Origin of the sequence: Nostoc sp. KVJ20 (assembly GCF_001712795.1) — a bacterium.
Classification (GTDB): Bacteria; Cyanobacteriota; Cyanobacteriia; order Cyanobacteriales; family Nostocaceae; genus Nostoc.
In genome coordinates this window covers 1-12,998 of the sequence record NZ_KV757748.1, presented here as the reverse complement: position 1 = coordinate 12,998, position 12,998 = coordinate 1, and the positions used below count along the sequence as shown (strand labels likewise).

The 12,998-nt window shown below is 41.1% G+C and carries 13 protein-coding genes; 5 read left to right on the top strand and 8 right to left on the bottom strand.

Translation table 11 applies throughout. The features are described from left to right. Positions 1–535: 535 nt before the first annotated feature. Positions 536–1,339: an SDR family NAD(P)-dependent oxidoreductase gene (locus A4S05_RS34305; RefSeq protein ID WP_069074234.1), complete on the top strand. Its 804-nt coding sequence runs from the start codon at positions 536–538 to the stop codon at positions 1,337–1,339. A gap of 109 nt (positions 1,340–1,448) precedes the next feature. On the opposite strand, the gene hetI is transcribed toward A4S05_RS34305, so the two are convergent. After that, positions 1,449–2,168, bottom strand: a complete 720-nt coding sequence (gene hetI / locus A4S05_RS34300) for a 4'-phosphopantetheinyl transferase HetI (RefSeq protein WP_069074233.1) — start codon at positions 2,166–2,168, stop codon at positions 1,449–1,451. Between the two features lie 494 nt (positions 2,169–2,662). Here hetI and A4S05_RS42325 point away from each other — a divergent pair, with 494 nt between their 5' ends. Further along, positions 2,663–2,830, top strand: coding sequence for a hypothetical protein (locus tag A4S05_RS42325; protein ID WP_176727194.1), 168 nt, complete (start codon positions 2,663–2,665; stop codon positions 2,828–2,830). Between the two features lie 195 nt (positions 2,831–3,025). Here the strand turns inward: A4S05_RS42325 and A4S05_RS34295 are convergent, their stop codons facing one another. After that, complete coding sequence (locus tag A4S05_RS34295; protein ID WP_069074232.1) at positions 3,026–4,090, bottom strand: YheT family hydrolase; 1,065 nt, start codon at positions 4,088–4,090, stop codon at positions 3,026–3,028. Positions 4,091–4,247: 157 nt separating this feature from the next. Here A4S05_RS34295 and A4S05_RS34290 point away from each other — a divergent pair, with 157 nt between their 5' ends. Continuing rightward, positions 4,248–4,991: a response regulator transcription factor gene (locus A4S05_RS34290; RefSeq protein WP_069074231.1), complete on the top strand. Its 744-nt coding sequence runs from the start codon at positions 4,248–4,250 to the stop codon at positions 4,989–4,991. Positions 4,992–5,298: 307 nt separating this feature from the next. On the opposite strand, the gene A4S05_RS34285 is transcribed toward A4S05_RS34290, so the two are convergent. The 6 genes from A4S05_RS34285 to A4S05_RS34265 form a co-directional block, all read right to left on the bottom strand. Beyond that, complete coding sequence (locus tag A4S05_RS34285) at positions 5,299–6,045, bottom strand: Uma2 family endonuclease (RefSeq protein WP_069074230.1); 747 nt, start codon at positions 6,043–6,045, stop codon at positions 5,299–5,301. A gap of 177 nt (positions 6,046–6,222) precedes the next feature. Then, positions 6,223–6,615, bottom strand: a complete 393-nt coding sequence (locus A4S05_RS34280; protein WP_069074229.1) for a hypothetical protein — start codon at positions 6,613–6,615, stop codon at positions 6,223–6,225. A gap of 102 nt (positions 6,616–6,717) precedes the next feature. Beyond that, on the bottom strand, positions 6,718–6,975 hold the full coding sequence (locus A4S05_RS42320) for a hypothetical protein (RefSeq protein ID WP_176727193.1): 258 nt from the start codon (positions 6,973–6,975) through the stop codon (positions 6,718–6,720). 13 nt (positions 6,976–6,988) lie between these two features. After that, positions 6,989–7,195 (bottom strand): hypothetical protein, encoded by a 207-nt coding sequence (locus A4S05_RS34275; protein ID WP_069074228.1) that lies wholly within the window; start codon positions 7,193–7,195, stop codon positions 6,989–6,991. Positions 7,196–7,250: 55 nt separating this feature from the next. Beyond that, positions 7,251–8,750, bottom strand: a complete 1,500-nt coding sequence (locus tag A4S05_RS34270) for a cryptochrome/photolyase family protein (RefSeq protein ID WP_069074227.1) — start codon at positions 8,748–8,750, stop codon at positions 7,251–7,253. A 256-nt stretch (positions 8,751–9,006) separates the two neighbouring features. Beyond that, a complete protein-coding gene (locus tag A4S05_RS34265) occupies positions 9,007–9,798 on the bottom strand; it encodes an SAM hydrolase/SAM-dependent halogenase family protein (RefSeq protein ID WP_069074226.1) in 792 nt (263 codons plus the stop codon). A gap of 155 nt (positions 9,799–9,953) precedes the next feature. Between A4S05_RS34265 and A4S05_RS34260 the strand changes: the two genes are divergently transcribed. Further along, on the top strand, positions 9,954–10,853 hold the full coding sequence (locus A4S05_RS34260) for a hypothetical protein (protein WP_069074240.1): 900 nt from the start codon (positions 9,954–9,956) through the stop codon (positions 10,851–10,853). Between the two features lie 14 nt (positions 10,854–10,867). Beyond that, a complete protein-coding gene (locus A4S05_RS34255) occupies positions 10,868–12,790 on the top strand; it encodes an Hsp70 family protein (protein WP_069074225.1) in 1,923 nt (640 codons plus the stop codon). The last annotated feature ends 208 nt before the right edge of the window (positions 12,791–12,998 follow it).

Here is a 12,998-nt window from a genome sequence, read left to right as displayed (position 1 = left end):
AACGTATTATCCCGGATACTTTCGGTGCGTTACGGAAGCCTTAACACACCCTACAAATACAACAAAACAAGTTTATTCAGTCGATGTTTTTTAAAACTCAGTACTGCTGAATAGTTAATATTTCAGATGCCAGCAACAACTTATATACCAACAGTGGCAATATAATTGCCCTGTTTTTTTATGCTCAATCATGTAAACATTTAGTATTCACCCCTTGACAGAAGCAATTGAGGATAGAATGGTTAATGTCGGGCATAAAGTTTGATTTTACCTGCTGGCTTTTGTGAGTGATTAAAAGCCTTATGCTAGTAATCTGAAATAACCGAACTTATTTAATGCCCAACTTCTTCGATGCATAAGTCCTAAATTTGCGTTTGGACTGCTACATCTATCCAATGCACTAAACAAGCATTTGAAAGAGTAATAACTCAAGATATTTCTTGTAGGTTGAGATATTACGCGTACTTAATTGTAGAACGAGAACCACTGTAAATGCAACGCAGCTTGATCAAGTTGAATTCACCAATATTCTTAAATGAACACAACACTTCAAAGACAGAGCAAACAAACTGCTCTTATTACCGGGGCAGCCGGTGGAATTGGCTACGAATTAGCCTGTATTTTTGCTGCTCATGATTACAATCTGGTCTTAGTAGATAGAAACGGGCCAAAGCTAGTAGAAATTGCAGCTAAATTCCAAGAGAAATTTGGAATTTTTGTCAAGGCTATTGTTAAGGATTTATCTATATCAACGGCTCCTGAAGAAATTTTTACAGAGTTACAAAAAGCCGATATTAATGTTGATGTGCTGGTAAATAATGCCGGATTTGGTATCTATGGATTATTTCACGAAACAGACCTAGCTACTGAACTGGAAATGCTACAAGTAAATTTGGTGTGTCTCACCCATTTAACCAAGCTATTCCTGAAACACATGGTCAAGCAAGGTGAAGGTAAGATATTAAACGTCTCCTCGGCTGCTGCTTTTCAACCAGGGCCTTTGATGGCAGTTTATTTTGCTACTAAAGCTTATATCTTATCGTTTTCGGAAGCGATCGCTAATGAATTAGAAGGTACTGGTGTCACTGTGACAGTTCTTTGCCCAGGCTCAACCGCATCCGCTTTTCACGAAAGAACCGGAATGGCTGACTCTAAGCTGCTCAAGGGTAAGAGAATGATGGATGCACGAACAGTAGCAGAAGTTGGTTTTCGTGCCTTAATGAAGGGTCAAACCATTGTCATTCCTGGTTTACTCAATGCAATACTTGCAAAAAGCGTCAGATTCGTACCTAGAAACCTGGTAACAAAAATTGTGCGAAATATGCAGGAGGATAAGTAAGGGCATGGGGCATGGGGCATGGGGCATGGGGCATTGGGGAAGAATAACAAATGACTAATGACTAATGACTAATGACTAATGACTAATGACTAATGACTAATGACTAGTATTAATACTGCCAACACTTCAAGTCCCAGCCAAAATTCTCTACCGCAACAGCAGCAACATAATTGTTTGCGGGTACTAGTTCAAATAAACTCCAGTCTTCAGTTATCTGTAACTTGGCTGGTTCTGTGGGAGTGAGCGACACTTCAATTTGCTCTAACTGGGATAGTCCGTCTCCAGTTGCTTTTAAATAAGCTTCCTTACAAGTCCAGTAACGGAAAAATATCTCTTGCTGTTGGTTAGGAGATTGCGATCGCAACATATCATATTCTCTCGGCAAAAAGAACCGTTTGGCAAGAGCTTCTAAATCAGACATCGGGCGAATATATTCTAGGTCTACACCAATTTGGCGAGTACAATTCACCGCACACAAACCTAAACCTTGGGAGTGAGACAAGTTAAACGCCAGTCCACTATCGGCAAATTTATCTGCTAATACTGGTTTCCCACGCTGTTGATAATTAAACTGTACTTGTCGGGGCTGGATATCCAAATAGCGACCTAATATAGTTCTGAGGATACCGCGACCAACAATGAAACGCTGCCGATGTTCCTGAAAATAGAACCGTTCAGCACGAGCCGTTTCGTCACTGGAAAGAGTTGCTGCTAAACTTTGCAGTTTTGTTTCTGGTTGGTCAAGGTCTATGCGCCAGACATGAATCTCATCCGGTAGCAAAGTGAAATCCGTGGGTGCAGGTAGCCAAATATCATTAGAAGCGGTCATTGAGTCAAAAAGTCAAGGGAGTTTTACTTTAATAGTTTGTTTAATTACAACGATTATTATGGGTGGATCTAGTTTGACGCTTTAGCATTACTATATACAACTGCGCGTGTTTTTCCTAGAATCTACCATAGGTGTTGTTAGATATTAAGTCTAGCTGTAAACCTAAATACAGGTAGCCGCGATCGCTTTTGCTAGCTAAATATTATAATTTATTACTCTAGATGTACGCTCCTCAACTCCACGTTAAATCCCCTGAGAGAGAATACTTTAAAACTCTTGACAGAGAATCGCAAATTTTATTTTGGCTACAACATTAGCTATTACAGTTTTACTCAAAGCAACTAAGAGGAATGTCTGCAAGTGTTCTGACGTAGATATATCTTCACTGGTAAATAGGTTTTCTCCAAAAGTGTTAAATCTGGAACAAAAAACCCTTGCCAAAGCTTGTTAAAAACCTATTACAACTACTTTTTTGTAGAACATAGTGAGGATGAATGATTCTTAATTTGGAGTACTTTGCCTTTTTTATACTGCTACTAGCAGCGCTGCTATCAGCAATTAGGCAAATGAGCGTTGCTTTGGATGAGTTAGATATTGCGCGTTTTACTCTCTGGACAGGTATTGCTTCTGTTCTTGCTGGTTTACCAATGATATTGTGGTAGCTTCTGGGTCAATGCCATATTCTCTATAGCAATCCTACTTGAGTTGTGAAATTAGTTGTGGAGACAGGCAATAGGCAATAGGCAATAGGCAAGAGATTTTTTTCACGAATGATTTAGGATTGCTCTATTTTAGGCTTCCAAGCAATACGACTCCATCCGTCGAGTATCCTAGCAACTAGAATGTCGTCCTGCCTATTACTCTGTTCGTTGTTGCTCTAACCATTGTAAGACCCGATTCCATGCCCACCAAGGATCAGAATCGTTTACCTGACGCTGGCACTCTTTACTGCTCAAGTAGCCAACATGGCCGCCGTACTGAGTGAGAAACAAATCTATTGCAGAATTGCGATCGCAAGCTTCCTCTAATTCCGGTATGATACTTGGGTCAAAAAGTGGGTCATCAGCGGCATATAAAATCAAAGTTGGTTTCGAGATTTGCGGCAATATCTGTAAAGCACTACTAGCTTGGTAATACGCCTCCACGGAAGGAAAACCAAGTCGCTTAATTACCAGTTCATTGTCAAAACCCCAAATACTGTTCGCCCGTTCAATCGCTTCTGGGTCAAGGCTTCCAGGATGGGCATCATGAATTCGCCACGCCAGTTTTTTTAAATTTTGGGCAATCCCTGCTTCCAAATATCTACCAAATGGCTTTGTAACTAGATAAGATAGCGATCGCTCCGAATCCAAGCTTGGACAAATCACCATACCACCGCCAATATCGCTATCTTCTAGTCCTAAATCTCCATAGTCTCTAATCACCTCACCAGCCACCTTCACCGCCCATAGCGCCAATTGCCCCCCTAAAGAATACCCTGTAAACCAAAATTTACCCGGACATCCCATTGCCTTAGCTGCGGCGGCGATGCGAACAAAATCTTCCCCCTCATACAAACCATCAGAAGTTAGAGTCGGGGACAGTTCGGCACTTTTGCCGTGGGCCCGCCAATCAAATAACACAATCGCGTATCCTTGAGCGTAAGCCTTACGTCCTAGCACCCTCAAAAACCATTCCGTCTCTAACTCTCCGGTAATGCCATAAGTACCAATAATCGTGCTGTGAGCATTTTCCGGGATGGCAACCAAGCCAAAAATTGGCACACCTTGACCACCAATGAAGATTTTCTCGTGATAAGACGGTTCTGGGTCTTTAGTAGTACTTTGCCAGTTACGTTTTCCCCACAAAGCGGTGTATACAGTCATGATCACACCGTTTTGTAAAAACCAAGACGGATTGTAGGGGGGAGTATAACACATCATAGACTATAAGATTTCGTGTAATTGAGTCTTGATTTCACAGTCATTTAATCTTAATATTTATGTAAGATTTAAAAACTTTTTCATCATTGATTCAAAAATCTTTGTATCTATCAAAGGTTGTTAATTATCCTTAATAAGTAGTAATAATTTTTTAAGAATGCCGAGGATTCTTGTCATAGACGATGACCCAGCGATTTCAGAACTAGTTGCCGTCAACTTGGAAATGGCTGGCTACGATGTTAGTCAAGCTGAAGATGGCATCAAAGGTCAAGCGCTGGCTCTCCAGCTACAACCAGACTTGATCATGCTCGATTTAATGTTGCCTAGAGTAGATGGGTTCACCGTTTGCCAACGCCTGCGCCGAGACGATCGCACCTCTGAGATTCCCGTGTTAATGTTGACGGCTTTGAGCCAAACTCAGGACAAGGTGGAAGGCTTCAATGCTGGCGCAGATGACTACCTCACCAAACCTTTTGAAGTTGAAGAACTGCTAGCGCGAGTACGGGCACTTTTGCGGCGGACTGACAGGATTCCCCAAGCCGCAAAGCATAGTGAGATTCTCAACTATGGCTCATTGACCCTCGTTCCCGAAAGATTTGAGGCAATATGGTTCAATGAGACGGTGAAATTGACTCACTTGGAATTTGAGTTACTTCACTGCTTATTGCAACGCCACGGTCAAACAGTTTCTCCCAGCGAAATCCTCAGAGAAGTTTGGGGCTACGATCCTGATGATGACATAGAAACGATTCGAGTGCATATTCGCCACTTGAGAACCAAACTTGAACCAGATCCTCGCCATCCCCGCTATATCAAAACAGTGTATGGTGCGGGATACTGTCTTGAGTTACCCGGTATCCCTCCATCAGTAGAAGGAGCATCTGTAACAGTGGTGGAGTGAAATCACCCAACAATTATAGCTGGTGAATGTCCAGGTTAGTAGGTTAGCACCGTTGTGCTAACCTACGAATTTTGTGTACTTTTATACCAGCTTTTAAACTATCTTCAGATATTGCACTCCTTGCCACAATCGCCTCAGAATGAATTCTGAGGCAATAGCTAAAGTCTTCTAAAGAAGACTGAGTAAAAGATAGCTATGCAACCTTTAGCGACTGTGGCGATCGCATTTTTGCCTCAACTGTATTCTAAATATTCTGAATTCTAACTCCTGAATTCTGACTCCTGAATTCTGAATTCTGCTCTAAGTTCTACGTTTCTATTTCAGATTTATTCAAACCTGTTAACCTAGCTACCTGTTCCACTGTCATCCCAGACTCAAGTAAGTTGCGTGCAGTTTGTAATAACTGTGATTCTGCCTTGTCTGCCCTTTGGCGTTCCTTTTCTTCAGGAGTTGGCAGTAATTCCCCTAGTAAAGTTCCCCACCGTAACCAAGTAGCATCAATACCTTTATAATTTCCCTGCCAAAGCTGCAATGCTAACCCTAAAGATTGACTCACCAATTGATTTTGAGCATTTGCTGTAATGGGTTGATAAACTCCTTTGTCATTAGAGAAACCAGCCAAATCATCAGGGTTAAAAGGGTCATACCAAAAATATTCCGGTACACGCATTTGATTTTGATAAATCAGCTTTTTGAAGTTTTTGTCTGCTTGGGCTGTGCTGTCAGAAAGTAACTCAATAACTACATCTGGTGCTTTTCCTTCTTCCCAAACTACCCAACTGCGTCGTTCTCCTTTAGGGACTCCCAACACAGCAAAAAAGTCTGGCCCTTTAAAGTCTTTGTTTCGCACCTGCGCCAGACTGTAGTAAACAAACATATTACCGCCAATAAACCCATCCTCTCGTTCTGACAACCAAGGTATCAGAGCATCTATGAGCAAGTCCATCTGGGCTTTATGGCGTGCGCTTTCCATTGGAATACCGTCATCGTAGGGTAATTCTGCTTGGGTGGGTGGGAGTTGAATATCTGGTGCAGCTAGGATAGTTTCTGACATAGCTTTTCACCTGTTGGCTGGGCGTTGCGGATATTTTTATATTAAGCGATCGCCTCAATCTAAACCCCAAGATCGATAAAGGCGATCGCCTCATCCCGGAAAGAAGTGTGCGATCGCCTTTATAAAAACCCTAATTGCAATGCAACGTCTCTACTAATGATTGAAGACTGCGATATCCTATTTAATTTGCAAACCAGTAGAAGCAGGTTGACCGAGAGCAAAAACCACACTTTGACGCACAATACGCTTGCGAGCGCTTTTACGAGTACCTCCAGCCATCTGATACTCATAGCTATTATTACCAAATTTATAAGCTATACCACGCAAAATTTTCTCAGAATAGTCTGCCAAATCTTCTTCATTTTCAAGGATCTGGGTTAACAAGATATCAATAGTGGAGAGAGTGGTATTGTATGCTTCTAGAGATTGTCGCAGGCTTTCGATTTTTACAGTATAATCTTTGACTGACAATCCCTCTCCGACATCTAGACTTGAATTAATAGATTTAATGCTTGCTAGACGTGTTTCAGCTTTGCCAAGAATACGTGAATTACGTTTTGGTCTTGCCATAATTGTTACTCATTTTTTAAATTTACATAACTCTATAGTGGACAATTGTTTAAAAAGTTGTCATACGTAAAATTATTGATTTTTATCAATAAACTTAGAATTTCAGTAATTTACATCTACTGTTGATAACGTCAGGGCGGAAGCTGCTACAGCCTGCGCGAAACACTCAAACGTGAAGGCAGAAATTGCTACAGCCAAGGCAGAAGTTGCTACAGACTGCGCGAAACACTCAAACGTGAAGGCGGAAGTTGCTACAGTTAAGGCAGAAGTTGCTACAGCGTGCGCGAAACACTCAAACGTGAAGACAGAAGTTGCTACAGCCAAAGCAGATTGGAAATGGCTGGCTACGATGTTAGTCAAGCTGAAGACGGCATCAAAGGGCTGTAGCAGACTGACTAATTTCAGTTGGCGGCCGTTTAATTTTTCCCTCGCAGTAACCCAGGTCGTACATACTAGCAGCTTGAGAATCTTCTTCTGGTGCCAATTTAGCTTTTCCAGCCCAAGCATCAGATTTTCCTAAGTTAAACCAATCTTCATTAGTCATCCCTGAACCAAATGTGTTCTCGGTTGTTTTTGTCATTTAAGTACCTCTACCGTACTGATAAGTGACTGGTTCTGATATACCTTTACGATACCTATAATTGGGCGTGCCAATCTTGAGCTTGTTGACGGATAGACTGTAATTCTTCAGCAGACATTTTATCCAAATTCTTTAAAATAAAACTCATCCTTCCTTGAGACTGTAGTTGTTGGCGGTGTCTGTCAAGAAAATCCCAATAGAAGAAGTTGAACGGACAAGCATTTTTACCTACACGTTCCTTATGGTTATAAACACAACTTTTACAATAGTCACTCATTTTATTTATATAGTTAGCAGAAGCAGCATAGGGTTTAGATGCCAACACACCTCCATCAGCAAATAAACCCATACCAATAACATTTGTCTGCATTACCCAGTCATAAGCATCTATAAACACTGCATGGAACCAGTTTTCTACAGATTGTGGTGAAAGTCCGGCAATTAAAGCAAAATTACTCAACACCATTAACCGTTGGATATGATGAGCGTAGCCAGTGCGTTCCACTTGCCTAAGAATCTGGTGTAAACAATTCATTTCGGTTCTACTTGTCCAGAAAAAATCTGGTAGTGGTTGTGTATGGTTAAACCAATTTTTATCTGAGTAATCTGCATCTACATAGTGATAAATACCGTGCATATATTCTCGCCAACCCAACAGCTGACGAATGAAACCTTCCACACTATTTAAAGGCAATTGCTGTTGGAAGTATGCTTCTTGTACGGCTTCAATTACCTCAATTGGTTGGAGTAACCCGATATTCAAATAAGGAGAAAGTAGCGCGTGCCACATTGTTTCTTCTCCCGTTACCATTGCATCTTGATAGGGGCCAAAATTCGGTAGACGGTTTTGAATAAACCAGTCTAATACTAGAAGTGCCTGTTGGCGATTTATCCCCCAGCGAAAAGGTTTTATTTCTCCATAAGTTGGGCAAGTGAGAGAATTAACTTTAGCAATAACGTCGAGAGTAATTTCATCTGGTTCAAACCATTGTGCAGGTGGTGTGTTTAATTTACCTTTGGGTGGTTGACGATTTTCTTTATCTAAATTCCACTGTCCGCCGACTGGTTTATCTTTCTCCATTAAAATTTGGAAACGTCGCCTTCCTTCCCGATAAAAGTCTTCCATTAATAGACGCTTACGACCTGACGCCCAATTATTGAATTCTTCTGTACTCCACAAAAAATGATTGTTAGGAATCAAGGTAATTGTGCAAAATAGTTCTAAACTTTGAATCATTTGGGTGAACGGTAGATCATTCGGTGTCATCACCTGCAACTGAGTAATTTGATTTTCCCTAATCCATTCTTGGAGTGGTGTTTCAAAATCTTCAGCTATTTTGTATGTGACTGAATATTTTAGTTGTCGCAACTCTTGGGCAAAATGCCTCATTGCCGACCAAAGTAAGACCAGCTTTTGCTGATGGTAAGGTCTTACTTGAACATGATCCAGTGACTCAATTAAAATTACAGGCACGTTCTCTTGATCAAAACAACTTTGTAAAGCTGCTTGTTTTACCCAAAGTTGGTCGCCTAATATCCAAACCCCAATTGTCATTGTTATTACCACTAATACCCACACCTACAGATAAACATAGATAGTGTTTATTTGTAAGGCGTGGGGGAGTGGATTTGATTTGGTAGTTTATCGAACAGAATTCAGGAGTCAGGAGTCAGAATTCAGCAATGTTTTCTGTACGACCCGCGACTGATTGATTCTGACTCCTGTTAGCGGATAGCTAAGGTTTAGCCCATTCTGACTTCTGAATTCTTCTTCAAGAGTTTTCTTTTAGAATTTCTGGGGGCGATCGATTTTAGGCAATTCTAGTTACTTGCTGATTTACACGGGGACGGCCAAAGCGTTCCCAAGCACTCCCTCCTCGCAGAAATAGCTCTAAAAAGCGTAATGGTTCTCCTGAATCGCTTCTTGACCAACCGGAACTACCAGGAGCAAAAGCTAAAGTTCCTTCAGATACCTTGAAGCTGCCATCAGAATATACTGCATCGCTGACCACATCTCCAATGCGAATCACGATCTTGCTTTGAGGCTCCAAGTTAAGTGTATGCGCCCCAATAGTTGTTTTGATGTTGCCGTAGCCATCAACCCAGGCAATGCGATCTGGTGGAACGTCTGGAATTTGCTCACTCTTGAGGCTGTCTCCCAAAAGGCTAAAATCTTCATTCATAATGGCAGCCGCAGCTGGAGGAAACACATCCCGTGAGCGAAACTGCGAACCACCACGAGAAACGTTGACTACTCGCAACTCCTTTGTATGGTCTTTAATAAAGGAGAGGGTGTAGCCTGCATTCACACCCACTACTTTTACACCATTGGATAAAAGGGCATAAGTTAGTCCTTCACCTTCATTATCTCGACGGGCTTCAGGATCGTCCTGACGAGGCGCACAGTTGTGATAAATTAAGCGATCGCTAGGCCCAGGGTTAAGTCCTAGTTGGGCAATCCAGAATCCCGTTGCTAAGGTACTGAATGCTGGAACCGAAAGCAAATGAATTTGGGCATGGGGAAAAGTCATCAGCAGACGTTGTGTGACTTCAGTAAATGCCGGATCTCCTGTACCGTAGTCTGCAATGACGCAGATAAACATTCTGTTACTCCTTCTGATGAGTAGTAATTTGCAATCAACTTAATTCATAATTAGGAATTATGAATTATTTCGTAATTATGTGATTACAGGTTGAAATGAAAAAACGATTGTTCATTTCACTCCTAATTAATAACCTTAAAGTCTTAGTCAATGCAATGAAAACAATTACTTCACTTTTTAGCGAAGAACGCAACCAACTTCAGACAGATATTGATAATACAATCGGCATTGAGCAAATAGTGAAACTGGTTCAAAACCGACTCGATAATCTCGAAAGAATTTACATTGAAAAGCTGAATTTGGCTCAAGTTCGTCTGGCTTCCTTTTTCCTGGATACGCTGCGGCAGTCTATCGCTACTCTTGCGGCAGCTAACTATCTTCAAGTTGCTCCAACAGGACAAAAGCAAATTACTAATACAGGGACAAAGTTGTTTAGCAGCAGATTAATTCTGAAACTGCTAAAGGGACTAATTTATATAGGCATCTTAGGTTCTTTGTTTTCCTTAACGAAAACTACCCCAGGTGCGTGGATGGCTATCTTATTAACCTCTTTACTTATAGGATTAGAAATTGTACTTCAACTCGAATTAAACAATCAGCAAAATAATTCTATATCTGAAGGACTATTGGAATTACCTCAACCCATTCTTAGGGTTGATAGCAAAGTATTTCTCGATCATCTTGGCGATGCTCTCAACACTATTGACCTAGCAGTGGCTAGAGTAGAAGAATCAAATAAACATGAAGGCAATCTAGCAATAGAAGAACTGCCAGAGCTATTGAATTTTCTCCAAAGACTAATGGGCGCATCCAAACTTGATAAACCCCAAATGGCTCATGAACTGGCGAAACTTCTGCCACAGATTTTAATGTCTCAGGGAATTAACGCTCAAATTTACCGAGCAAATAGCGATCGCAATTATTTTGACTTTGAGCCAAGTATCGATCCCGATACCAAAGAACACGTGACTCTAACGCCGGCTTTGTTAAAAGGCGATCGCTTAATTAGACGCGGTAGGGTAATTGAGCCAGCGTATTCTTCTTCTAGAGAATAATAGACAATAAGGGTATGGAAATTTTAGAAACAATCGGTTTTGATTTGGGACACGGTGAAACGGCTGTAGCTAAAGCGATCGTGGAAAGCATCGAACCCCCCCAAATGCTGGAGATTAATAACAAGAAGAACCAAATTACGGCTCTTGGCTGGCATCCCAAACTTGGTTATCTTGTCGGCGAACAAGCATTAATTCAAGCTGGCGTTACCCAACTGACAATTTCATTCAAGCAAAAACCCAATAATGATCCCAAATATCGGGAAACAATTAGCACTTTTGTGGCAACCTACTACCGCCTTTTGAAAGAAAGTAAACAACTTGAAGGTGGTGAAGGTAGCTATTTTTACATTGGTTGCCCTTCAGGATGGACAGTTAGCGATCGCACCGAATACCAAAAGCTACTTCAAGAAGCTGGCATTCCCCAACTAAATGTTGTACCTGAATCGCGGGCTGCTTTCATGCAAGCCAAGGAAGCCGGGAAGTTGGAGTATGACAAACTTCTGGCATCGGTGCTAATTGTCGATATTGGTTCTTCAACCACAGATTTTACTCTGGTTAAAAGCTTAGAAGAGATACCCATCGATTTCGGGAGTAATACTTTAGGTGCATCCCTAATTGACAAAGCTATTTTTGCCCGGACTCTCGCCAACCACGAACAAAAAGCATTACTCGAAAAAGTATTTCAGGAATATCCCCATCACCAAGCTCGTTGTGAACTTGCTTGCCGCAAAGCTAAAGAAGATTACTTTTCTAATGAACAGCTATACAGCGATCCTGAATCCTTTGCGCGTGGCTTCGAGTCGATCAACGAACAGATTTATTTTATTCCCCAAGTGAATAAAATGATCATGGAGGAAATTTTAAACCAGCCCCTACCGGAACTGGAAAATCATAGTTGGGTGCGATCGTTTAGCAACTCTTTAACCGAGGCGAAAGAAAAGCTAGAAAAACTTGGAATCGTGCCGAAACTTTTACTGATGACTGGCGGTGCATCTCGCATGAAGTTTACGCACATTCTTTGTCAGGAAATGTTTCCCGAACCAGAAACGCTGCTTCGCCCTGATCCAGAACCGGAACGCTGCATTGCACTGGGTTTAGCACGAGTAGGACGATGGGATCTACGTGCTGCTGCTTTTAAACAAGAAGTCAACAAACTATTTACCTCAAATAAGCTTAAAGGCTTGATTGAAAAGCATATCCCGGAGTTAATCGAATCACTAACTAAGCCTTTGACAGATGGCTTGATTGTCAACGCAATTAAACCAGGTTTAAAAGATTGGCAAAAAAACAAAATACGGACTTTAGCAGATTTGGAAACATCTTTATTCAGTCAAGCAGAACAGTGGCTCAAAAGCGATATTGCTGTGCAGATAATTAATCATCAATGTGCTTCTTGGTTTAGCAATAAAATCCAACCCGATTTAGCCGCACAAACCGATCCAATATGTCGAAAGTTTCAGATACCTAGAAGCAGCTTAAGATTCGAGGATAGCATTGATCCAAATTTTGTTAACCCAGAGCTACGAATTGGAGATGCTATCCTGGCTGAGACAGTAGCGTTTATCGTCAATGTAGTAATTGGTGGAGGCGCTGTGGCTAGTATCATTACTCTCATACTGACTGGGCATTTAACCTGGCCTATTGCACTAGTATATGGAGCTTCGGTTATGGCGGCAGGAATGGAGCTAAATCGTAAGAGTGTTCAAGAAGTAATCAAGACAAATGTGGATGTTCCTAGTTGGATTCGTTCAAGTTTTTTGAATGACAAAAAAATTGATGATATGTGTGAGCAAATCAAGCCGGAGTTAGAGAAAGTTTTTCAAGAACAATTGACAGCAAATCAAGAGGCTTTTGACAAACTGATTGTCAAAGTTGAACAAGGGCTGCAAAAAACCCTCGCCACTAAAGTTCAATCTTGTATAATTCTGATCCAATAACAGTGAGATTGCTAGGAAATATAGTTTTTATAAATTATTATCGCATCATCTCAGTTGACCAATAAATTAAATATGTAAACTGCTCAAAAGCAAATGATTAAAACAATAGTTGTATTTCTGATTATTGGGCTGATCATAACTGGGATTTTAGTCAATCCTATCCTAGTCAAGAAGCGAATAAACCGTCTGAGAGGATGTTTTAAAAGTC